The following is a 21,195-nucleotide window of genomic DNA, read 5'->3' as shown; positions in this document are numbered from 1 at the left end:
AGGCGCCGGCGCGGGGCAGGCGTGCTGCCCGCGCCGGCCGCCTCGGCGGGCCGGTCGTGGATGGTGCGCTCGCGTCAGCCCGCGATGACGACGGCGACGCCCTTGACGTCGGCCGCCTTCACCGAGCCGGTGACGGAGAGGGTGACGCTGCCGCCGCCCTGGGGGACCGTGCCCGTGAGGTGGCTGACCGAGGCGCCGGTGGAGCCGTCGGTCGGGTCCGTGTTGAGCAGGTCGATCCCGATGGTCTGGCCCTGGCAGCCCGCGGCGACGTCGTTCAGGGTCACCTGGCTGACCGTGTAGCCCTTGACCGACGCGGTGAACGCGTTGGTGAACGCGACGGCCACGCCGTTCGAGTCGCAGGAGGCCACGACGGTGGTGCCCGCGCCGAGCGCGCCGGCGGTGAGGTTGAGCTGCGCGGCGGACGCGAGGCCCAGGCCGGCGATGCCGAGGCCGGCGACGGTCAGGGCGACGACCTTCCGGCGCACGGAGCGGCGCGGGGCGGCGGGGGCGGCCGGGGCGGGGGCGGTGGCGACGGACATGGCACTCCTGGACGGGCGCGGCTCGGCGGGTCCGGCGCGGCCCGCGGAGCCGGGAGGCGGGGGCGCTGGTCCGCGTCGTCGGAGCAGGGGGTCCCGGCGGTCGCGGCTCGCGCACACTAGAGCCGCCGCACCACCCCCCGGAACGCGCTTCCTGGGTGGCAGCACCCCCGTGACTGCACGTCAACACCGACCTTGCAACATTTAGCAGGACGAATCGGACATACCGGGTGGGTGAAAAACCGAACCCCGCAGGTCAGAGCGTCGCGTCCCGGAGCGAATCCACCGGAAGGAGAGCGACCACCTGGGTGCCGTCGCCGGGCACGGAGGTGACGCGGAGGTCGCCGCCCACCAGCCGCAGCCGGTCGGCCAGCCGGGCGGTCCCCGAGGGCGCCCCCGCGTCGTCGCCGAAGCCGTGGCCGTCGTCGGAGACCCGCACCTCGAGCGCGTCGCCGACCAGGGAGACGCGCACGTCGACGACCTCCGCCTGGCCGTGCCGCAGCGCGTTGCTGATCGCCTCCTCGACGACGCGGACGGCCAGCAGCCGCTCGCTGCGGGTCAGCCGCGGGTCCGCGGGGTCGTCGACGACCCGCACCTCGTCCGAGACGCCCAGCCGCGTGTTGACGCTCCGGGGGATGCGCCCGAGCAGCGCGCGGATCGCGGGGACCATGCCGACCTCGAGCTGCTCGGGGTAGAGCATCCGGCTGGTGGTGCGGACGTCGGCCTCGCGCACGGTCTCGATCTGCTCCCGCACCTCGCGCAGCAGGGCGACGTCCTCGGCGGTGACCGCGCGCCGGTCGCCCGCCTCCCCGAGCTCCGCGACCAGCGCGTCGAGCCGGGCGACGACCAGGACCAGCCGCTGCTGCATGCTGCCGTGCAGGCCCTCGGCGACCTCGCGCCGGACCCGCACCTCCTCGTGCTGCAGCGCCGCGAGCGCCAGCTCGATCTGCAGCCGCGCCTGGGCGCGCTCGGCGACCTCGGTGCGCAGCCGGCGCTGGGACAGCATGGCGGCCAGCCCCATGGTGGCCGCGATCCACGCCACGACCGCCCCGCTGGCCAGCTCCGCGCTGATGACCTGCTGGGACGGGTCCACGTAGACGTCGAGCAGCAGCTGGAAGGCGAACCGCACGCCGGAGGCCGTGACGCCCGCGCTGAGCACGCCCACGACGACGGCGAGCGGCCCGCGCTGGGGCAGGGACACCCCGGTCACCGCCAGGATCACGAGCATCGACGCGACGGCCGTCAGGTTGGCGAGGATCCGGGTGCCGACCGGCACCATCCCGCCCTGGTTGCCGTACACCCAGGCGGTCTGCGCGGCCGCCCCGATCGCGAACACCGTCATGATCGTCCCCGCCGCCAGCAGCAGCGTGCGGCGGTCGGCGCGGACCGCGGCGGCGTCCCGCGTCAGGGCCGTGGGCATCGCGTGCGGTCCTCCCGCGGTCGTCCGGGCGCGGGTCGTCCGCGTGCCGTCGCCCGCTCCGCGGGCCGGGCCACCATACTGTCCGCGATGTCCGATTCCGCAGCCCGAACGACCCGCGTGGTGGTCGTCGAGGACCAGCCCCTGTTCCGGTCGATGCTCGAGCTCACCCTCGGGGCGGCCGACGACGTGCGCGTCGTCGCCTCCGTGGGCACCGTCAAGGAGGGGGCCGCCGCGCTGCGGCCCGGCGCCGCCGACGTCGCCGTGCTCGACATCGACCTCCCCGACGGCAACGGCATCGCGCTGGGCGTGACGCTGCGCCGGCACCAGCCCGACCTCGGCATCCTGCTGCTGTCCGCGCACGACGCGATGGACCTGCTCCTCGACCTGCCCCCGGACGTCGCTGCCGGCTGGTCGTACCTGTCGAAGACCTCGTCGACCGACGCGGCCACGCTGGTCGCCGCCGTCCGGGCCGCCGCCGAGGGGCGCACCACGCTGGACCCCGCGCTGCTCGACCGCGTCGCGCCGCGCGCCGGCTCGGCCGTCTCGCGGCTCACCGACCGGCAGTACGCCGTGCTGCGCCTGCTGGCGCAGGGCCTGTCCAACGCCGGCATCGGCGAGGCGCTGCGGATCACCGAGAAGTCGGTGCAGAACCACATCAACGGCATCTACGCGACGCTCGGCATCGACGCCGACCCGTCGCGCAACCCCCGGGTCACCGCCGCGCTGCGGCTGCTGGAGGAGACCGGCCCCGTCTCCTGAGGTCCGCGGGCACCCCGGACCGCGCACCCCCTCGACGCCGCCCCGCAACGCGGCGCACGATGGTCCGGCCGCACCGACCACGAGGGGGACGCATGGAGCGCGCGGACGTCATGGGCTGGGTCGCCGCCTACGAGCGGGCGTGGCGGGAGGACGACGCCGGGTCGCTCGGCACGCTGTTCACCGACGGCGTGCGGTACCTGCGCTCGCCCTACGAGCCGGCGCTCGAGGGGCTGGCGGCGGTGCAGGAGTTCTGGCCCGACCCGACGCCGTTCACGCTGGACGCGCAGGTGGTCGCCGTCGAGGGCGCGGACGCCGTCGTGCGCGCGGAGGTGCGGTACGGCGGTGACGAGCCGCAGGAGTACCGGGACCTGTGGGTGCTGCGGTTCGCCGAGGACGGACGGGTCGACCACTTCGAGGAGTGGGCGTACTGGCCGGGGAAGTCCTTCACCGCGAGCGACGGCTGACCCACCGGTCGGGATCGTTGGCATCCGATCGGGTGAGCCGGTTGGCCCCGGCGGCCGGACCTGGCTAGAGTGGGCCACGCCCTCGGTCGCCTGCCCCCTGCGCGGCCGAGGGCTTCTTCATGCCCGGGACGCGCCGGCGGCTCAGCGCTCGCGCCACTCCACGGCGCCGCACAGCGTGCAGCGCGCGACGACCATCCCGAACCGCAGCGGGCTCGTGTCGAGGTGCCAGCCGGGGCGGGTGCACGACGGCGCGTGCTCGGCGGGGTCGAGCGGGTGCAGCGGGCGGCGCGCGAGGGTCGCGGTCATGGTGGGCCTCCAGTCGGTGTCGACCGCCATGTTCGACCGCCGCCCGCCCGATGTGAGCGGTCCCGCGCCGTCGTCTGGGTGCTGACACCTTCCTGCCGCGGAACCGCCATCCGCCGGACACCGCGCGGCCACCGGTGGGCCGCGCAGTGTCCGCGCGCCGCCGCGCACCGCCCGCGTCAGAGCACCAGCCGCTCCAGCAGGCCGAACTCCGGGTAGGGCTGGTCCCAGTCGCCGAAGTGCCCGTCGTCGCGGACGACGAGGGTGCCGCCCAGCCGGTCGAGGAGCTCGCGCCCCTGGGTCGCGTCGCAGCCGTAGGGGTCGACGACCGAGTTCACGTAGACCAGGTCGCCGGCGTGCGCGCGGATCCGCTCCCAGTCGTACGACTCCTGCAGCACCGGCTCCTCGGCGTCGTTCGGCCGCCGCCAGTACCCCGCGACCAGCACCGCCTGCGCCACGGGCGCGTCCAGGTGCTCCAGCAGGGCCAGCAGCAGCGCCGCTCCGCCGGAGTGCCCGACCAGGACGGTGTCGGCGTCGAACCGGTGCGCGGCGAGCACCCGCGGCAGGAACGTCGCGACGGGCTCGACGTTGAGCTCCGGGTACGCGGGGCGCTCGACGGCGTAGCCGCGGGCCTCCAGCCGGCCGGCCAGCCACGGGTACCAGACGTTGCCGGGGTTCCCGCCGGTGCCGTGGAACACGATCGCGCGCGTGGGCATGGCGCTCAGTGTGGCCCCGCGCCCAGCTCCCGCGCCACGAACTCGACGGCCTCGCGGTCCTGCTCCGGCCCGCCGGACTCGTGCCCGTTGTACCGCCAGACCCGCAGCTCCTTCGGCCCGCCCCACGCGCGGTGCGCCGCCACGACGGTCGACGGCGGCACGATCACGTCCATCAGCGCGACGGAGAACCGGGCCGGCGCCCGCCCGCGCCGCGCGAGACCGACGCCGTCCACGTAGGACAGCGTGCGCAGCACCCGGTCCTCCGCGCCGCGGTGCACCCGCAGGTACTCGACCACCTCCGCGAACGGCCGGTTGTCGGTGATCCCGACGGCCCGGGCGACGTCGCACAGGAACGGCACGTCCGCGACGACGGCGGAGACGTCCGCGAGCGCGCCGGCCGCGATCGCCATCGCGCCGCCCTGGCTGCCGCCGACCACCGCCACCCGGTCCGGGTCGACGCCGGGCAGGGCGCGCGCCGCGTCGACGGCGCGCACCGCGTCGGTGAGCAGCCGCCGGTAGTAGTAGGTCTCGGGGTCCTCGATCCCCCGGGTCATCACGCCGGGCGCCTGCGGGCCGGTGCCCCACGGGTCGGGCGTCTCGCCGCGGCTCCAGCCGGAGCCCTGGCCGCGGGTGTCCATCTGCAGGTGCGCGAAGCCGGACGACGACCACAGCAGGTTCTCCCACGGCGCGCCGCGGCCGCCGCCGTAGCCGACGTACTGCACGACGACCGGCAGCGGGCCGTCGACGCCGGCCGGGCGGCGGTACCAGGCGCGCACCGGGTCGCCGCCGAAGCCGGGGAACGTCACGTCCCAGACGTCGACCGTGGTCAGCGGGGTCGGCTCCGCAACGAGCACGGGCGGCGCGTCGTGCCGGCGGCTCTCGGCGAGGGTGCGCGCCCAGAACTCATCGAGGTCGGCGGGCTCCACCAGGGTGCTCGCGTGGTCCCAGAGGGCGGGCTCGGGCAGGTCCTGGAACACGGGTCTCCTGTCGGTGGTCCGGGTCGCGTCGGTGCGGTCGTCCGGGTGCGTCAGCGCACGGGCGAGTACACCACGGACCGGACGTGCGCCACGGTCGTCGTCGGCCGGCCCGCGCTGGTGGCGAGCACGCCCGCCCAGAGCCCGAGGAACCCGCCGGTCGCGACGCTGTCGAGGGTCCGGGCGTCCGCGGTGGCGACGAGCACCGGGGCGTCGTCGCCGGCGGCCGCGAGCAGCCGGAGCTCGGGCCCGCGGGCCTCCAGCACGAGCGTCAGGTCGGCCTCGGCCGCCCCGCCGAACCCGACCTCGCCGAGCACGCGCTCCGCGGCGCCCGCCCGCACGTGCCGCACCCGGGCGGTCCGGGCACCCGCGGGACCGGCCGTCACCGCGAGCAGCACGTGGTCCTGCTCCGACTGCCGCACGGCCAGCGCCACCTCCTCACCCTCGCGGAGGTCGGCGGCGACGCGGACCGCCAGGTCGGCGTCCGGGTGCTCGAGCCGGAGCCCGAGGTACGCGGGCACGTCGAGGTCGGCGAGGGTCGCCGGACGCAGGGGCAGGTCCCAGCCGTCGCCGGCGGGAGTCGCCACGTCCTCGGGCAGGGCGCGCACGGCCGTCCACCGGAGGTCGCCGGGCGGCACCGGCCCGGACTGCCGGCCGGAGACCACCCGGTCGCCCGGCCAGCCCGGGACCTCCGGGACCTCGACGACGGGCGGGATCCGGCCCACGCCGGGCGCGAGCACGGGCCAGCCGTCCTCCCAGGCCACGGGCACCAGGAACGTCTCCCGGCCGAGCGGGTAGTGGTACCCGCCGGAGGTGCGCATCGCGAGCAGCACCGCCCACCACGAGCCGTCGGGCGCCTCGACCAGGTCGGCGTGCCCGGCCGCCACGACGTCGACGCCGCGGCCCAGGTGCCGGTGGGTCAGCACCGGGTTCGAGGGGTTCCCGCGGTACGGGCCCTCGACCGCGTCGGCGCGCGCGACGCACACCGCGTGGTGCACCTCGGTCCCGCCCTCGGCGGCGACCAGCAGGTACTCCCCGCCGACCCGGTACAGGTGCGGCCCCTCGGCCCAGACCGCGCCGCGGACCGCCCCGGTCCAGATGACGTGCTCGGGGCCGACCAGGGCGCGGGTCGCGGGGTCGAGCTCCCGGAGCCACACCTCGGTCTGGCCCGGCCACTCCGGCTCCCGCGCGGGACGGGTCGCGAGCACCCACGCCCGGCCGTCGTCGTCGAAGAACAGCGACGGGTCGATGCCGTCCCCGCCGAGCCACGCGGGCTCGGACCACGGGCCGGCCGGGTCGGCCGCGGTCACCAGGAAGTGGCCGAGGCCGGGGCGCCGCTCGTCGGCCGCCGCGCCGTCGGCCCGCTGGTCCACGAGCGTGCAGACGACCCAGAACAGCCCGTCGTGGTGCCGGATCGTCGGCGCGTACAGCCCGCTCGACGACGGCAGCCCGGACAGGTCGAGCTGGCGCCGCACCGCGTGCCCCACCGGCTCCCAGTGCGCGAGGTCGCGGCTGCGGAACACCGGCAGGCCGGGCAGGTACTCGAAGGTCGACGTCACCAGGTAGTAGTCGTCGCCCACCCGGCACACCGACGGGTCCGGGTGGCAGCCCGGGAGCACCGGGTTGGCGACGGCCGTCACGGGGCGGTGACCTTCACCTCGACGACGCGCGGGTCGGCGGCGGTCACCTCGTGCACGCCGCCGGTCACGGCGACCACGCGCCGCTCCGTGGCGGTGCCGGCGACCGCGCGCTCGGCGCGGGCGCGGGCCATCCGGATCGCGCCGTTGGTGCCGGCGACCTCGGCCGAGCGGGCCGCCGCCTCGGCGTGCGACGCCACCCAGACCTGCACGTCGCCGGGCTCGACCACCCGGGTCAGCCGGCGGTCGGCGAACGCGAGCCGCGTCGTCGGCACCCGGAACGTGACCCGGCGGGACTCTCCCGGCGCGAGGTCGACCCGCGCGTAGCCGAGCAGCTGCGCGACCGGGCGGGTCACCGTCGCGACGACGTCGTGGCCGTACAGCTGGACGGTCTCGGTACCCGCGACGGCGCCGACGTTCGTCACGGTGACCGCTGCCTCGAACGAGCCCGCCGAGTCGACGGACGGGTCCACGGCGAGGTCCCCGTACGCGAAGTCGGTGTAGCCGAGCCCGAAGCCGAACGGCCGCACCGGGGTCGGGTCGGTCGACGTGACGTCGGACGGCCCGCCGAGCACCGGGTGCAGGTACCGGTACGGCTGCGTGCCGGCGGACCGCGGCAGCGACACCGGCAGCCGGCCGGACGGGTTCACCGCGCCGGTGACCACGTCGGAGATCGCGTCGCCGCCGCCCTCGCCGGGGAAGAACGCCTGCAGCACCGCGGCCGGGCGGGGGCCCTCGCCGTCCAGCGCCCAGCCGATCGCGTACGGGCGGCCGGTCAGCAGCACCAGCACGACCGGGGTGCCGGTCGCCACCAGGGCCTCGACCAGCTGCCGCTGCACGCCGGGGAGCTCGAGGCTCTCGGCGTCGTTGCCCTCGCCGACGGTGCCGCGGCCGAACAGCCCGGCCTGGTCGCCGACCACGACGACCGCCACGTCGGCGCCCGCCGCCGCCTCGACCGCCGCCGCGAAGCCGGAGGTGTCGTCGCCCTCGACCGCGCAGCCCTCGGCGTGCACGACCTCGGGGCCGTCGGCGCCGTCGGCGCCGTCCCCGAGCGCCGCCGCGAGCGCCTCGCGCACGCTGCGGATCTCGAAGCCCAGCGGCACACCGGGGTGGTGCGCCAGCACGTGGTTGGCGAACGAGTAGCAGCCCATCAGCGCCTCGGGCCGGTCGGCATTCGGGCCGACGACGGCGACGCGGCGGGGCGCGGACGGCGTCCCGGCGGCCGCCAGCGGCAGCACGCCGTCGTTCGCCAGCAGCACGACCGACTCCTGGGCCAGCCGGCGCGCGAGCTCGCGCTGCCGGGGCGAGTCGAGGTCGACCTCGGCCGGCGGCTCGTCCGCGAACGCGTCCGGCTCCAGCAGGCCGAGCTCCTCCTTCTGCGCCAGCACCCGGAGCACGGCGCGGTCGACCAGCCGCTCGTCGGTCAGGCCCGCGCGCAGCCGCGCGACCAGCGGCTCCAGGTACGCGTCGCCGGTCGGCAGCTCGACGTCGATGCCGGCCTCCAGGGCCAGCGCCGCCGCCTCGCCGCGGTCGGCCGCGACCCGGTGCATGACCTCGAGGAACGCCACGGCGAAGTAGTCGGCGACCACGACGCCGTCGAAGCCCCACTGCTCACGCAGCAGGTCGGTGAGGTACTCGGCGCTCGCCGCCAGCGGGACGCCGTCCACGTCGACGTAGGAGTTCATCACCGAGCGGGCGCCGCCGTCGCGGACCGCCATCTCGAACGGCGGCAGGTACACGTCGAGCAGCTCGCGCGGCCCGGCGCTCACCGGGGCGTGGTTGCGGCCGGCCGCCGACGCCGAGTAGCCCACGAAGTGCTTGAGGGTGGCGTGCACCCCCGCCTCCTGGAGCCCGCGCACGTAGGCGGTGCCGATCGTGCCGACCAGGTACGGGTCCTCGCCGATGCACTCGTCGACCCGGCCCCACCGGGGGTCGCCGACCACGTCGAGCACCGGGGCCAGGCCCTGGTGGATCCCGAGCTCGCGCATCGAGTCGCCGATCGCCCGGGCGGCCTCCTGGACCAGCTCGGGGTCGAACGAGGCGCCCCACGCCAGCGGGGTCGGGTAGGTCGCGGCTTGCCAGGCGGCCAGGCCGGTCAGGCACTCCTCGTGCACCAGCGCGGGGATGCCGAGCCGGGTCTCCCGCTGCAGCCGGCGCTGCTCGGCCCACAGCCAGGCGGCGCGCTCCACCGGGTCGACCGGGCGGGTGCCGTACACCCGCGTGTAGTGGCCGAGGCCGTGCCGGGTGATCTCCGGCAGCTGCCCGGAGTCCTTCTGGCCCGCGGCCATCTCGGACTGCATCGGGGCGACGGTGCCGTTCTGGTCGAGCCAGTAGCCGACCAGCTGGGCCAGCTTCTCCTCGAGCGTCATCCGGGCGTGCAGGTCGCGGACCCGGTCGGAGACGACGGGCATCGCGGGGACGGGCGGGGCGGCGGGCGCGGGCGCGGCGTCGGGGCGGGCGGAGGCGGGCGCCGCAGCCGGGGCGGCGGTGCCGGTGGTGTCGGACACGCGGGGGTGCTCCTGTTCGAGGACGTGCGGGTGGCGGGCGGGGCGGCGGGGCGGCCCAGGGCGCCCCGCCGCCGGCCTCAGCCCTTGACAGCGCCGGTCAGACCCCCGACGATCCTCCGCTCGAAGAGCGAGAAGAAGATCAGCGCGGGGATCATCGACAGCGACGTGAACGCCAGCACCCGGGCGGTGTCGACGGAGTACTGCGAGGCGAACGCCTGGACGCCCAGCGGCAGGGTGTACTGCCCCTCGTCGTTCAGGATGAACAGCGGCAGCATGTAGCTGTTCCAGCTCGCGACGAACGCGAGGATGCCGACCGTCACGACGCCCGGGACGGACAGCGGGACGACCATCCGGAAGAAGAACCCGAGCCGGCTGGCGCCGTCGATCGAGGCGGCCTCCTCCAGCTCCTTCGGGATGGCCCGCAGGAACGGCACCAGGATGATGATCGTCGTCGGCAGCGCGAACGCGATCTGCGGCAGGATGATGCCGGCCAGGCTGTTCATCAGCCCGAGCTGGCGGATCATGATGTACAGCGGCGTGATCGCGACCGTCATCGGGAACATCAGACCCGCCGCGAACAGCGAGTACATCGCGCCGCGGCCCTTGAAGTCGTACCGGGCGAGCACGAAGCTCGCCATGACGCCGAGGATCACCACGCCGATCGTGGTGGCGATCCCGCAGATCGCGGAGTTGGCGAACTGCTGCCAGAACAGCGAGCTCGTCAGCACCTCGGCGTAGTTGCCCCACTCCCAGGTCGTCGGGAACCCGGCCGGGTCGACCGTGATCTGCGAGTTGGTCCGCAGGCCGCCGAGCACGATGTACGCGACGGGCCCGATGCAGATCCCGACGAGCAGCCACGCGACGACGTAGACCATCGGGTTGACGCGCTCGAGCGAGCGGCCGCGCCGACGGCGGGGCTCGGGGCGCGAGGCGGGCAGCGGCGGCGCCTGGAGCGCGGTGGCGGCCATCACTTCTTCCTCTCGGTGAGCGCGCCCTCGGTGTCCCGGCGGAGCACGAAGCGCTGGTAGGTCAGCGCGATGACCAGCGAGATGAGGAACAGCACGACCGCGACGGCGTTGCCGAAGCCGTAGTTCCCGGCCAGGCGGCCGTTGGACACCATGTAGGTGGCCATCGTCGACGTCCCGGCGGTCGCGGAGACGTACTGCCCCCAGATGATGTAGACGAGGTCGAACAGCTGGAGCGACCCGATGATCGACAGGAACGCCCAGATCCGGATGGTCGGGCCGAGCAGCGGCAGGGTGATCGAGCGCTGCGCCTGCCAGTAGGAGGCGCCGTCGATCGCCGCGGCCTCGTGCAGCTCCTCGGGGATCGACTGCAGGCCCGCCAGGAACAGGATCACCGCGAAGCCGATGTACTTCCAGGTGATGATCAGCATCAGGGACCAGATGGCGATCTTCGGGTCGGCCAGCCAGTCGGCCGTCAGCGCGCCCAGGCCGATCTTCTCCAGCAGGTCGTTCACGGCGCCCGTGGTCTGGAGCATGAGGCTCCAGCCGGTGCCGACGATGACCTCGGAGATCACGTAGGGCACGAAGATCAGCACCCGGATCAGCGAGCGGCCGCGGATCTTGCGGTTGAGCAGCAGCGCCAGGATCACGGCCGCCGGCCCCTGCAGGACCAGGGACATCACGACGATGAAGCCGTTGTGCCGCAGCGCGTCGTGGAACGTCGGGTCCTTCAGGATCGCGACGTAGTTGTCGAGCCCGACGAAGTCGGTCGGCGGACCGAAGCCCTTCCACTTGAAGAAGCCGTAGTACGCCGCCATGACGACGGGGAAGATCACGAACGCCAGGAAGACCAGGATGGCCGGTCCGGACAGGAGGCCGATCTCGAGCCGCTGACGCCAGCTCCCGCGCCGCCGGCGCGGGCGGGGCGCCGGGGACGGTGCCACGACGGCACCGTCCCCGGCCGCCGAGCGACCCTCGGGCGACGAGATGACCAGCGGGCCCACGCCCTGCGAGTCGCTCATGGTGCTGCTACTCCTTGGCCGCCGCGGCGTTGACAGCCTCGACGATCTTGTCGGGGCTGCCGCTGCCGGCGAGCATCTCGACGACGCTGGTGTTGAGCGCGTTGCCGACGTTCTGGCCGAACAGGGTGTCGAGCCAGACGGACACGTAGGCCGCGTCGTTGTAGGAGGCCAGGACCTCCTGGAGCGCCGGGTCGGTCACGACGGACTGCGCGTCCTTGCTGGCGGGCAGGGTCACGAACGCCTCGGCGTAGCCCTCCTGGTTCTCCTTCTCGGCGATGAAGTTGAGGAAGTCGGCGCACGCGGCGGGCGCATCCACGAAGCAGGTGAAGCCGTCGACGCCGCCCATCATCGCGGTCGGGTCGCCGTCACCGCCGTCCACGGCCGGGAACGGGAACCAGCCCAGGTCGGCCAGCGGCTCCTGCTCCGGCGTCAGGTTGGCGATGACGCCCGGGTCCCAGGCGCCCATGAGCTCCATGGCGGCCTGGTGGTTGGCGATGAGGCCCGCGGAGGAGCCGGCGCCCTGCTGCGCGGTGGTGGTCAGGTAGCCGTCGTTGAACGGCTCCGTCCCGGCGAAGTCCTGCAGGTCCTCGCCCGCCTTCGTCCAGCACGCGTCGTCGAAGGACATGTCCTTGGCGGCCTGCGCCATGGTGTCCTGCGAGCACTCGCGCAGCGCGAAGAAGTAGTACCAGTGCGCGGCGGGCCACGCGTCCTTGGCGCCCAGCGCGATCGGCTGGATGCCCGCGGCCTTGAGCTTGTCGACCGCGGCGCTCAGCTCGTCGACGGTCGTCGGGGTCTCGGTGATGCCGGCCTGCTGGAACAGGTCCTTGCTGTAGTAGATGCCGCCGGGGAGCACGGCGGTCGGGACGCCGTAGACGCCGCCGTCGACCGTGAACGCCGCCAGGGACGCCTCGCCGAGCGCGTCGCGCGTCTCCTGGGTGAGCGCGTCGCTCAGGTCCATGGCCTGGCCGGCCTCGACGACGTCGGCCAGCTTGCCGCCGCCGCGCGCCATGAAGATGTCCGGCGCGTCGCCCGAGTTCAGCGCCGTCTGGAGCTTGCCGTCCATGTCCTCGTTCTGGATGGACTGGATGTTGATCGTGACGCCCGGGTTGGCCTCCTCGAACGCCGCGACGGTGTCCTCCCAGTAGGCCTTCCCGTCGCCCGTCGTCGAGTTGTGCCAGAACGTCATGGTGACGTCCCCGCCGTCCTCGCCACCGGACCCCGAGTCGCCGCCGCCGCAGGCGGCCAGGGTCATGGCCGCGACGATCGCCGCGGCCGTGACCGCCAGCGTCTTCCGTGCCTTCATGATCTGCCCTCTTCGTTGAGTTGACCGTGGTCCTCCCCGCCGGGGCCGGACCGGTTCGCCGTCGGCGGGTGACCGCCGCGCGTCGTGCTCCTGACGCCGGTCCCCGCGTCTGCGCCGGGGCCGGACCTGCTCGTCATCAGTGACTGCACGAGGGACTCTGGCAGCCGTCGCGACGACGTGTCAACCGTTGTCGATAACGTTTTAGCAACCTAGGATCACGGCCATGGCACAGCGGGTGACGATCACCGACGTCGCCCGCGAGGCCGGTGTCTCGGTGGCGACGGTCTCGAAGGTGGTCAACCAGCGGGACGGCATCGCGGCCGGCACCGCGACGCACGTGCGCGCCGTCGTCGACCGGCTCGGCTACGAGTCGAGCCTCGTCGCGCGCGGGCTCCGCTCGCACCGCACCGGCGTCATCGGGGTGCTGGTCGCGGAGTTCGAGCCGTTCAGCTCCGAGATCCTCAAGGGCGCCGGCGCGGCCCTCCGGGACACCGAGCACGCGCTGCTCGCCTACACCGGCGGCGGCTCCGGCCGGGCCGGCTGGGAGCACCGCTACCTCGCGCGCCTCAGCGGCACCCTCATCGACGGCGCCGTGCTGGTGACCCCGACGGTCCTGCACCCCGGGTCCCCGGTCCCCGTCGTGGCCGTCGACCCGCACGCCGGCCCGGGCGGCCTGCCCACCGTCGACTCCGACAACCTGCACGGTGCCGTGCTCGCCGTCCGGCACCTGCTCGGGCTGGGGCACCGGCGGATCGGGTTCCTCGGCGGGCGCACCGACCTCGAGTCCTCGCGGCTGCGCGAGGCGGGCTACCGCGCGGCGCTCGCCGAGGCGGGCATCGCCGTCGACCCGGCGCTGGTGCACGTGGCCGAGTACCGGCGGGACGCGGCCGACGCGCCCACCGCGGCGATGCTCGCGCTCGACGACCCGCCGACCGCGCTGTTCGCGGCCAACGACCTGTCCGCCATGGGCATCCTCGACGCCGCCGCGCGCCTCGGGGTCCGGGTGCCGACCGACCTGTCGGTGGTGGGGTTCGACGACGTGCCCGAGGCCGCCGCCACGACCCCGCCGCTGACGACCGTGCGGCAGGAGATCCAGGGGCTCGGGCGGGCCGCGGTCGGGATGCTGCTGGAGCTGCTCGGGGCCGACGGCGGCCCGGGTGCGGCGGCGGAGCACCGGCGGCTGCCGACGCAGCTGGTCGTCCGTGGCACGACGGCGGTCCCGCGCCGCTAGGTGGTGCCGGCGCCGCCCTCCCGGCGTGCGGCGCCGCCCGCCCGGCTCCGCCTGCCCCCCGGCGCCGCCGGACGTCGAGTGCCTACGCGACACGTCGAGTGCCTATCCGCTGGATAGGCACTCGACGTGTCGGTTAGCCACTCGGCGGGCGCGGGCGGGCAGGGCAGGGCGGGCGCGGCCAGCGCGGGCCCGTCAGGCGGCCGGGAGGACCACGTGCAGGGCCGCCCAGGCGCTGACGGTCGCGAGCGTCGTCCACAGCACGATCGCCACCGCCTGCCACAGGAGCACCCAGCCCTTGCGCACCCCCGAGGCGACCAGCGTCGCGGCCGTGAGCTGGGTCGGGAGCGCGAGCGGTCCGAGCAGGCTCGCGCCCGGCACGCCGAACCGGACGAGGTAGCGGCGCAGGCGCTGCCGGCCCTTGGACTCCGGCCGGGTGGGCGCGACGGCGGTCGCGGTCCCGGAGCCGCCGGGCGCACCGCTCCCCGCGAACGCGGCGCCCGTCGACGCCGCGGCCTCCGCGTCCGCCGCGGCCCGGCGGGCCGTGACCCGGGCGCGCACGCCCGAGCCGAGCGAGACGACGGCGAGCACGCACAGGAAGTTGCCCGTCGCGGCGGCGACCGCCGCCAGCACCGGGTGCAGGCCGCCGAGGACGCCGAGCAGCGCGCCGCCCTCCCCCTCGACGAACGGGACGGCGCCGGCGAGGGCGACCACCAGCGGCTGGACGAGCTCGGGGACGTGGGCCAGCAGGTCCTGCAGGCCCTGGACGACTCTCTCGACAGGGTTCACGGTGCGACTCCCTCGGGTGGGCGGGATGGTGCGCGGGCGTGCGCGCCCCGGGCGCCGGCGCGGTGGCCGGCGCCCTGGCGGGGCGCGGGTGGGGCGGGTGGGTCAGCGGGCCTGGCCGGCGGCGGTCGCGGTCACGACCATCGTCGCGAGCGCGGCGACCACGGTGCGGCGGACCGCCTCCGCGGCCTCGGCGGTCCCGCGGTCCGCCTCCTGGAGGGCGCGGCCGCGGTCGTGCACCGCGCCGGACCACGGGATCTCGCGGTGCAGCGCGGGCAGGGAGCCGCTCGCGGAGAGCAGCCCCGCGAGCGCGGCGGTGCGGGCGTCGGGCTCGGCGCCGTCGACCAGCGTGGCGCGCACGGCGGCGACCAGCTCCGCGCGGCGGGGCGTCCCGCCGTCCGCGAGCGCCGTCACGGGCAGCAGGCCGAGCACCTTGCGCCGCTCGCGCCGCAGGTGCCCCCGCTCGACGAGCCGGTCGACCGTGGCCGGCCGCAGGACGGGCCCGGTCTCGACGATCAGCTGCTGCACGTCGACGGGCGAGCGGGCGACCCGCTCCCAGGTGGGCCGCAGCAGCGCGTCGGCGGGCGGCGCGTCGCCGCGGGCCGTGACGGGGCGGCCCCGCCAGGTCGGCGTCGCCGCGACCTCCACCCGGTCCTGCTCGGCGAGGTCGACGAGCACCGCGCCGGCGAGCACGTGGAACAGCGGCACCCCCTCGCCGTGGAACACCCCGTTGCGGGGGTCGAACAGCAGCAGGAGCAGGTCCTCGGCGAGCGTCGGGGACGTCGGGTCGGTCGGGTGGCTCGGGTCGGTGCTCATCGGTCCTCCTCGGTGGGCGGCGCGAGGTCCTCCGGCGCGCTCTGCGCCCGGATCTGCTCCGCACGGGCCAGGGTCCGCAGCTGCGCGGGGTTGTACAGGTGCGCCATCGCGGGCAGCACCGTGCGACGGGTCTCCTCGGCGCCGCGCAGGCCGAACGCGCCGGGGTCGCGCACGGAGACGTACCGCTCACGAGCCTGCGCGATGACCCGGGCGAGCCGGACGGCCAGCGCCTCCACCGTCGCGTCGTCCGCGTCCGGGGGCAGCGCGTCGAACTCGTCGTCGCCGTCGGAGCGGGTCTGCATCATGTCGCGCAGCTCGGCCATGGCCCGCTCGTCGAGCACGCGCGACCAGATGAGCAGCATGGCCCGGTCCGCCTCCGACAGCGGGCCGGCCACCTCGGCGAACCCCTCGGGCACGTCGACGGGGGCGCGGTCGCGCAGGACCACGGCGAGCTCCGCCCGGACCCGCTGCAGCCGCTCGATCGTCGCGGCGAGCTCGGCGTCCAGCACGCGGATGGCGTCGTCGGGCCGCTGGTCCGCGCCGCACAGCGCGGCGATCTGCGCGAGCGGCAGCCCGAGGTCGCTCAGCCGCTTGATCTGCAGCAGGCGCACCAGGTGCGGCACGCGGTACTGCTTGTAGCCGTTGCCGGCGCGCTCGGGCTCCTCGAGCAGCCCCACCTCGTGGTAGTACCGCACGGCCTTGACGGTCGTGCCGGCCAGCTCGGCGAGCTGCCGGGTGCTCCACGCGCGGCCGGCGGCCTCGGATGCGTCCATGGGGACCAGTGGAGACCGTGCCCCCGGGGCAGGGTCAAGAGGTCCCGGGCGGGCGGCCGTCCCGGGCTGGGAGACTCGTCGCTCACGACGAAGGAGGACCCTGTGGTGGATCTCGACCTGGCGGCCGCGCTCGCGGACGGCCGCACGGAGTACGAGAAGATGGTCGCGGGCGACTGGTACCGCTACCGGTCGGGCCCCGAGCTGGCGGACCTGACGACGAGCACCCAGCGCACCTGCCGCCGGATCACCGCCCTCTACGACGAGGACCGGGCCGCGGCGGAGGCGCTGTTCCGCGACCTGCTGGGCACCGTGGGCGAGGGCGTCGACTTCCGCCCGCCGTTCTACCTGGACTACGGCCACCGCCTGCACCTCGGCGACCGGACGTTCGTGAACGCCGACTTCCTGACCCTGGGCGGCGGGGAGATCCGGATCGGCGCGGACGTGCTGATCGGCCCGAGCGTCCGGCTCTACACCCCGACGCACGTGCTGGACCCGGAGCTGCGCCCGCAGGGCTGGGAGCGGGTCTCCCCGATCACGATCGAGGACGGCGTGTGGCTGGGCGGCAGCGTCGTGGTCTGCCCGGGCGTGACGATCGGGGCGCGGTCCGTGGTGGGCGCGGGGTCGGTCGTGACGAGGGACGTGCCGCCGGACGTGGTCGTGGCGGGGAACCCGGCGCGGGTCGTGCGGTCGCTGCTGCCCGAGGGCTGAGCGGGCGCTCCGGAGCCCCCTGTCGGATTCGAACCGACGACCTGCTGTTTACAAGACAGCTGCTCTGGCCAGCTGAGCTAAGGAGGCGTCGCGCTCCCGCGGGAGCGCGGCGCCCAGCCTACCGGCCGGGTCAGGGCTGCGGGTCGAGGGCGTCGTACCGCCAGAACCCGCGCTGCGCCCGCACGAGCACCCACAGGATCACGACGCAGGCGAGGCCCCCGACGACGGCCGCCCCGCCCTCGCCGAGCGTGCCCGACAGCCAGCCGAGCAGCAGCTCGCCGAGCCGGGGCCCGCCGGCGACCACCACGACGAACACGCCTTGCAGCCGCCCGCGCATGTCGTCCGGCGTCGCGGTCTGCAGGATCGTCTGCCGGAACACCGCGCTGACCGCGTCGGCCGCGCCGGCGGCGGCGAGGGTGACGACGGCCAGCGCGAGCGCGGCCCACAGCACGTGGTCGGGCCCGGACCGCCCGGCGGCGACGAGCACCGCGCCGAACGCCGCGACGGCGAGGCCCCAGATCGTGATGGCGACGACGATGATCCGCCCCTGCCAGCGCACGCGCGCCAGTCCGCCGGAGAACAGGCCCGCCAGCATGGCGCCCGCGGCGACCGCTGCCGTCAGCACGCCCGCCGTCGTCTCGCCGCCGCCCAGGTATACCAGGCCGACCGCCGGGAACAGCACGCGCGGCGACGACGTGATCATGGCGACCAGGTCGACCAGGAACGTCATGCGGACGTTCGGCCGGGTGCCCAGGTACCGCAGGCCGTCGAGCACCGACGCGAGGCCGGCCCGGGACCGGCGGGTCTCCGACGGCTCCGGGAGGATCGGCGGGAGCCGCAGCAGCGCGGTGAACGCGAACGTGAACAGCAGCGCGTCGAGCGTGTAGACGATCCCGTAGTCGAGCAGGGCGACCAGCCCGGCGCCGAGCAGCGGGCCGAGGGTGAGCGCGACGTTCCAGCCGACCGTCTGCAGCGCGTTCGCGGCGGGCATCAGCCGGGGCTCGAGCAGGCGCGGGATGATCGCCGACCGCGCGGGGCTGTTCACGGCCCCGGCGCCGGACTGCAGCGCGACCAGCGCGTACAGCACGCCGACGTGGGTGTTGTCCGACCAGCCCTGGATCGCGAGCCCGAGCGTGGCGACCCAGCTCACCGCGGACGCGACCAGCGCGACCTTGCGGCGGTCGGCGTGGTCGACGATCGCGCCGCCGTACAGGCCGAACACGACCAGCGGGACCAGCGCGCACAGCCCGACGACGCCGACCGCGAACGTCGACCGGGTCAGCTCGTACACCTGGAGCCCCACCGCGACGACGGTGAGCTGCGCGCCGAGGTTCGCCACCGAGAGGCCCCACCACAGCCGGCGGAACTCGGGGCTGACGCGCAGCGGGGTCACGTCCACGAGCAGGGAGGGCACCGCGGGAGTCTACGTGCGGTCTACAGCGATCCGCCCGGGGCGTCCCGCGGGCCGGGACGCGCGAGGCCCCGGCGCCCGGGTGCGTGCCCGGGCCGCCGGGGCCTCGCGCGGTGGCGCGCCGTCCGGCGCGCGGGATCAGGCCGGGATCAGGCTCCGGTCAGGAGCCGACCGCCTGCAGCAGGGCGTTCGGGTCGGTCCAGTTCTCGGTCCAGATCTCGCCGTCGATGGTGATCGTCGGCGTGCCGAAGCTGCCGTTGGCCTCGTTCACCAGGTCCGGGTTCGCCGTGACGTCGTTGGTCGCGGACGTCACCCACTGCCCGTACTGGTCGAGCGCGCTGCCGTCGGCGATCTTGTCCGCGACGCTGCCGGACACCCCGGCGTCGCGTGCGATCGAGGCGATCTCCTCGTTGGTCAGGCCGTCGGTGCCCTCGTCGGGCTGGCCCGCGAACAGCTGCTCGTTGAACGCGGCGAACTGGTCGGGCGCCTCGTCGGCGACGAGCGCGGCCGCGGAGGCGGCCCGGGTCGAGTAGCCGGTGCCGTTCGAGTACCGGTTGAGGATCGCGATCGGGTGGTAGACCACGGTCGCGGTGCCCTCGGAGGCGAGCGAGATGAGGTTGTCGCCGTTCGCCTCCTCGAAGGCGCCGCAGGCGGGGCACATGTAGTCGAGGTACACGTCGACGCGGGTCGTGCTGTCGTCGACCTCCCCGCCGACGCCCGAGGCGCTCACGGGGATGCCGCCCTCGGGCAGGGCGGTGCTCGGCACGTCGGTGACCTCGCTCAGCGGGGTGTCCGGGTAGTCCGGCAGGGCCTCCTCGCTGCTGCCGCCGCCCTGCGTGAGGACCCAGACGAGGACGCCGCCCAGCGCGAGGACCGCGACGGACAGCATGCCGATGCCCAGGAACCTGTTGCGCCGGTCGCGCTTGGCCTGCTGCTCGCGCAGGGCGCGCGCCTGCTCGCGGGCGGCGTCGCGCCGCTCGTTCTTCGACGGCCGGCCCTTGCCGGGGCTCGGGGTGGTGCTCATCTGTCCTGCTCTCCTTCGGTCGGGTCTGCTGCGGGTGCTCAGGCGAGCGCCGCGGGCGGACCCCGGTGCGGGTGCAGGGCGCGGGCCAGGACGGCCGGGCGCGGGTGGTGGGAGGAGCCCGCGGGCGCGGGGCGCGGGGCGCCGGCCGGGCGGGGGCGCACCGCCCGGGGCAGCGCGTGCAGCACGGCGCCGAGCACGGCCCGCACGGGGCCGGCGGCGCGGAGCAGCAGGGCGGCCAGGCCGAGGCCGAGCGCCCCGAGCGCCGCGTGCAGGGCGACGACGGGCAGGACGAGGCCGAGCGCGAGCACCGCGCCGTGCGACGCCTCGGGCGTCAGCGCGACGCCCGTCGGGCAGTCGGCCGCGTCCTGGAGCACGGCGAGCCGGACGCCCAGCAGGGCGAGCGGGCCGTCGATCGTCACGCACTGGTGCACGACGGTGCGCACGGCGCCGAGCCAGGCGGCGCCGCCGAGGACCGCCAGCGACGCGGCCGCGGTGAGCAGCGGCAGCAGGGCGGCGCGGGGCACCCGGCGCCGGGACGCGGCTCCGGGCGCGACGGGGCCGGGCACGCGCGGCGCGGCGGTCCCGGTCATGCCGGCCAGCGTACGGGGTGCCGCTGGACCGGACCCGGGTCTTCCGTGACCGGCCTGCGGGGATCCGGCGGAGACGCGCCGCCGGGGCGCCCGATCAGGCCCCGACGGGCAGCACCGGCGCCGCGAACGGCGCCCAGTCCACCAGCGTCCCCGTGGCCGCGAGCGCCACCAGCGCCCCCGCGCCGAGCAGCGCGAGCAGCACGACGACGGTCGCCCCGCCGCGCCGGGGCGCCACCCCGCCGAGCAGCCAGCGCGCCCCGTCCCGGGTGGTCCGGGCGGCGGGCCCCCACCACAGCCCCGCGAGCCCGGCGGCGGCCGCCACCACCAGCAGCGTCGCCACCGACTCCGGGGCGGGCGCGTCGTCCACCGCGCGCAGCGGCCCGGCCGCCAGCGCGCCCGAGCCGACGAGCCACCAGCCGACGCCGAGCACGATGACGACGAGGCTCGCGGCGACCAGCAGCGAGGGCAGCAGGGTCACGAGCGCGCGCAGCAGGTGCCACGGGCTGGACGCGACGGCGCGGAGCGGGTCCGACCGCCGGGCCCCGACCCGCTCGCGCCGGCGGCCGACCGCGTCCGCCACCGACCCGACCGTCCGGGCGAGCAGCACGAGCGGCACGAGCACGAGCAGCGTGGCGCCGGGGCGCACCGCGGCGCCGGTCAGCGCCAGCAGCCCGAGGGCGAGCAGGGTGCCGGTGCGCCGCGGCGGCTCGGGGGCGGGCGGCGGCCCGGCGTCCTCGCCGTCGGGCCACGCGCCGGGGTACGGCTCGGGGTGGTCGCCGTACGCCGGTCCGCCGTACCCGGCGCCGCCGTGTCCCCCGCCGTCCGGCCCCGGTCCGCCCGCGGCGTACGGCCGGGTGTCCCAGGCCTGCGTCGGCGACTCGCCCGTGGCCCACCGGTCCTCCTCGCCGGTCGCGTCCCACGAGGACGGCGCGGCCGCGGCCGCCGCGGTCGGGCGCGGCGGCACCGACGGCGGCGCGGGCGCGACGGCGGGCGCGCCGAACGCCCGCGTGCTCCCGTCCTGCGCCGGCGCGCCCCACGTCTCCCCGGGCGCGGGTAGCACGGCCGTCCCGTCCTCCCCGGCCCCGAGCACGGCGGTCCCGTCCGGCCCGAGCACGGCGGTCGCGCCGGTCGCGGCCGCGGCCCCCGCGGGCAGCGGGCCCGTCCCCGCGGGCTGCGCCCGGGTCGGGGTGCCGTCCGACGCGCCCAGCGCGACGGTCGCCGCGGTCGCGACGCCGAGCGCGACCGTGCCGCCC

General features: G+C 76.0%; 20 protein-coding genes, 1 tRNA gene and 1 pseudogene. 4 read left to right on the top strand and 18 right to left on the bottom strand.

The genetic code is table 11. The features are described 5' to 3' along the window. Positions 1–74: 74 nt before the first annotated feature. Entirely contained in the window at positions 75–539 is a 465-nt protein-coding gene (locus J5O08_RS18020) for a hypothetical protein (protein ID WP_218708282.1), read from the bottom strand. Positions 540–792: 253 nt separating this feature from the next. After that, positions 793–1,956 (bottom strand): sensor histidine kinase, encoded by a 1,164-nt coding sequence (locus J5O08_RS18015; protein ID WP_218708281.1) that lies wholly within the window; start codon positions 1,954–1,956, stop codon positions 793–795. An 87-nt stretch (positions 1,957–2,043) separates the two neighbouring features. Between J5O08_RS18015 and J5O08_RS18010 the strand changes: the two genes are divergently transcribed. Continuing rightward, the gene (locus J5O08_RS18010; RefSeq protein ID WP_218708280.1) at positions 2,044–2,715 is read left to right on the top strand and encodes a response regulator transcription factor; all 672 of its coding nucleotides are present in this window, start codon (positions 2,044–2,046) and stop codon (positions 2,713–2,715) included. Between the two features lie 92 nt (positions 2,716–2,807). Beyond that, complete coding sequence (locus tag J5O08_RS18005) at positions 2,808–3,179, top strand: nuclear transport factor 2 family protein (RefSeq protein WP_218708279.1); 372 nt, start codon at positions 2,808–2,810, stop codon at positions 3,177–3,179. 141 nt (positions 3,180–3,320) lie between these two features. Here the strand turns inward: J5O08_RS18005 and J5O08_RS18000 are convergent, their stop codons facing one another. The 8 genes from J5O08_RS18000 to J5O08_RS17965 form a co-directional block, all read right to left on the bottom strand. Further along, the gene (locus tag J5O08_RS18000; protein WP_168216972.1) at positions 3,321–3,485 is read right to left on the bottom strand and encodes a hypothetical protein; all 165 of its coding nucleotides are present in this window, start codon (positions 3,483–3,485) and stop codon (positions 3,321–3,323) included. A gap of 176 nt (positions 3,486–3,661) precedes the next feature. Next, positions 3,662–4,198, bottom strand: a complete 537-nt coding sequence (locus tag J5O08_RS17995) for an alpha/beta hydrolase (protein WP_218708278.1) — start codon at positions 4,196–4,198, stop codon at positions 3,662–3,664. Positions 4,199–4,203: 5 nt separating this feature from the next. Then, positions 4,204–5,175 carry an acetylxylan esterase gene (locus tag J5O08_RS17990; protein WP_218708277.1) on the bottom strand — a complete coding sequence of 324 codons (972 nt, stop codon included), beginning with the start codon at positions 5,173–5,175 and terminating at the stop codon, positions 4,204–4,206. 50 nt (positions 5,176–5,225) lie between these two features. Then, positions 5,226–6,812: a glycoside hydrolase family 43 protein gene (locus J5O08_RS21775; RefSeq protein ID WP_218708276.1), complete on the bottom strand. Its 1,587-nt coding sequence runs from the start codon at positions 6,810–6,812 to the stop codon at positions 5,226–5,228. Further along, positions 6,809–9,220, bottom strand: coding sequence for a glycoside hydrolase family 3 N-terminal domain-containing protein (locus tag J5O08_RS17980; RefSeq protein ID WP_218708284.1), 2,412 nt, complete (start codon positions 9,218–9,220; stop codon positions 6,809–6,811). The genes J5O08_RS21775 and J5O08_RS17980 overlap by 4 nt, the downstream gene beginning before the upstream one ends. Before the next feature lie 173 nt (positions 9,221–9,393). Next, positions 9,394–10,284 carry a carbohydrate ABC transporter permease gene (locus J5O08_RS17975; RefSeq protein ID WP_217616312.1) on the bottom strand — a complete coding sequence of 297 codons (891 nt, stop codon included), beginning with the start codon at positions 10,282–10,284 and terminating at the stop codon, positions 9,394–9,396. Further along, positions 10,284–11,303 (bottom strand): carbohydrate ABC transporter permease, encoded by a 1,020-nt coding sequence (locus J5O08_RS17970; protein WP_217616313.1) that lies wholly within the window; start codon positions 11,301–11,303, stop codon positions 10,284–10,286. Before J5O08_RS17970 ends, J5O08_RS17975 begins: the two co-directional genes overlap by 1 nt. Before the next feature lie 7 nt (positions 11,304–11,310). Then, a complete protein-coding gene (locus tag J5O08_RS17965; RefSeq protein WP_217616314.1) occupies positions 11,311–12,606 on the bottom strand; it encodes an extracellular solute-binding protein in 1,296 nt (431 codons plus the stop codon). Between the two features lie 223 nt (positions 12,607–12,829). Here J5O08_RS17965 and J5O08_RS17960 point away from each other — a divergent pair, with 223 nt between their 5' ends. Further along, positions 12,830–13,837 (top strand): LacI family DNA-binding transcriptional regulator, encoded by a 1,008-nt coding sequence (locus J5O08_RS17960; RefSeq protein ID WP_218708275.1) that lies wholly within the window; start codon positions 12,830–12,832, stop codon positions 13,835–13,837. Between the two features lie 192 nt (positions 13,838–14,029). Here J5O08_RS17960 and J5O08_RS17955 read toward each other — a convergent pair whose 3' ends face one another. The 3 genes from J5O08_RS17955 to J5O08_RS17945 all read right to left on the bottom strand — a co-directional run bounded on the left by J5O08_RS17955 (position 14,030) and on the right by J5O08_RS17945 (position 16,209). Beyond that, complete coding sequence (locus J5O08_RS17955; protein ID WP_218708273.1) at positions 14,030–14,623, bottom strand: small multidrug efflux protein; 594 nt, start codon at positions 14,621–14,623, stop codon at positions 14,030–14,032. Between the two features lie 102 nt (positions 14,624–14,725). Further along, entirely contained in the window at positions 14,726–15,436 is a 711-nt protein-coding gene (locus J5O08_RS17950; protein WP_218708271.1) for a GPP34 family phosphoprotein, read from the bottom strand. Beyond that, on the bottom strand, positions 15,433–16,209 hold the full coding sequence (locus tag J5O08_RS17945) for a MerR family transcriptional regulator (RefSeq protein WP_218708269.1): 777 nt from the start codon (positions 16,207–16,209) through the stop codon (positions 15,433–15,435). Before J5O08_RS17945 ends, J5O08_RS17950 begins: the two co-directional genes overlap by 4 nt. Positions 16,210–16,314: 105 nt before the next feature. On the opposite strand from J5O08_RS17945, the gene J5O08_RS17940 reads away from it, so the two are divergent. Beyond that, positions 16,315–16,917, top strand: a complete 603-nt coding sequence (locus J5O08_RS17940; RefSeq protein WP_218708283.1) for a sugar O-acetyltransferase — start codon at positions 16,315–16,317, stop codon at positions 16,915–16,917. Between the two features lie 13 nt (positions 16,918–16,930). Here J5O08_RS17940 and J5O08_RS17935 read toward each other — a convergent pair. The 5 genes and pseudogenes from J5O08_RS17935 to J5O08_RS17915 all read right to left on the bottom strand — a co-directional run. Further along, a tRNA-Thr gene (locus J5O08_RS17935) sits at positions 16,931–17,004 on the bottom strand. Positions 17,005–17,047: 43 nt separating this feature from the next. Then, positions 17,048–18,331 (bottom strand): MFS transporter, encoded by a 1,284-nt coding sequence (locus J5O08_RS17930; protein ID WP_218708268.1) that lies wholly within the window; start codon positions 18,329–18,331, stop codon positions 17,048–17,050. Between the two features lie 157 nt (positions 18,332–18,488). Further along, positions 18,489–19,352 (bottom strand): thioredoxin domain-containing protein, encoded by an 864-nt coding sequence (locus J5O08_RS17925; RefSeq protein WP_218708267.1) that lies wholly within the window; start codon positions 19,350–19,352, stop codon positions 18,489–18,491. A gap of 38 nt (positions 19,353–19,390) precedes the next feature. Next, the gene (locus tag J5O08_RS17920) at positions 19,391–19,942 is read right to left on the bottom strand and encodes a hypothetical protein (protein ID WP_217616322.1); all 552 of its coding nucleotides are present in this window, start codon (positions 19,940–19,942) and stop codon (positions 19,391–19,393) included. 94 nt (positions 19,943–20,036) lie between these two features. Then, positions 20,037–21,195 (bottom strand): annotated as a pseudogene (locus tag J5O08_RS17915) (hypothetical protein); the annotation flags it as partial.

The organism is Cellulomonas sp. PS-H5 (assembly GCF_019265565.1).
Taxonomy (GTDB): domain Bacteria; phylum Actinomycetota; class Actinomycetes; order Actinomycetales; family Cellulomonadaceae; genus Cellulomonas.
Note: the sequence above shows the minus strand (reverse complement) of the source record. Positions and strands in the feature narration are given on the sequence as shown.

Excerpts from the sequence above, each read along its gene's own strand:
- J5O08_RS18020 (WP_218708282.1), bottom strand. The coding sequence starts at position 539 with ATGTCCGTCGCCACCGCCCCCGCCCCGGCCGCCCCCGCCGCCCCGCGC.
- J5O08_RS18015 (WP_218708281.1), bottom strand. The coding sequence starts at position 1,956 with ATGCCCACGGCCCTGACGCGGGACGCCGCCGCGGTCCGCGCCGACCGC.
- J5O08_RS18010 (WP_218708280.1), top strand. The coding sequence starts at position 2,044 with ATGTCCGATTCCGCAGCCCGAACGACCCGCGTGGTGGTCGTCGAGGAC.
- J5O08_RS18005 (WP_218708279.1), top strand. The coding sequence starts at position 2,808 with ATGGAGCGCGCGGACGTCATGGGCTGGGTCGCCGCCTACGAGCGGGCG.
- J5O08_RS18000 (WP_168216972.1), bottom strand. The coding sequence starts at position 3,485 with ATGACCGCGACCCTCGCGCGCCGCCCGCTGCACCCGCTCGACCCCGCC.
- J5O08_RS17995 (WP_218708278.1), bottom strand. The coding sequence starts at position 4,198 with ATGCCCACGCGCGCGATCGTGTTCCACGGCACCGGCGGGAACCCCGGC.
- J5O08_RS17980 (WP_218708284.1), bottom strand. The coding sequence starts at position 9,220 with ATGCCCGTCGTCTCCGACCGGGTCCGCGACCTGCACGCCCGGATGACG.
- J5O08_RS17975 (WP_217616312.1), bottom strand. The coding sequence starts at position 10,284 with ATGGCCGCCACCGCGCTCCAGGCGCCGCCGCTGCCCGCCTCGCGCCCC.
- J5O08_RS17970 (WP_217616313.1), bottom strand. The coding sequence starts at position 11,303 with ATGAGCGACTCGCAGGGCGTGGGCCCGCTGGTCATCTCGTCGCCCGAG.
- J5O08_RS17965 (WP_217616314.1), bottom strand. The coding sequence starts at position 12,606 with ATGAAGGCACGGAAGACGCTGGCGGTCACGGCCGCGGCGATCGTCGCG.
- J5O08_RS17960 (WP_218708275.1), top strand. The coding sequence starts at position 12,830 with ATGGCACAGCGGGTGACGATCACCGACGTCGCCCGCGAGGCCGGTGTC.
- J5O08_RS17950 (WP_218708271.1), bottom strand. The coding sequence starts at position 15,436 with ATGAGCACCGACCCGAGCCACCCGACCGACCCGACGTCCCCGACGCTC.
- J5O08_RS17945 (WP_218708269.1), bottom strand. The coding sequence starts at position 16,209 with ATGGACGCATCCGAGGCCGCCGGCCGCGCGTGGAGCACCCGGCAGCTC.
- J5O08_RS17925 (WP_218708267.1), bottom strand. The coding sequence starts at position 19,352 with ATGAGCACCACCCCGAGCCCCGGCAAGGGCCGGCCGTCGAAGAACGAG.
- J5O08_RS17920 (WP_217616322.1), bottom strand. The coding sequence starts at position 19,942 with ATGACCGGGACCGCCGCGCCGCGCGTGCCCGGCCCCGTCGCGCCCGGA.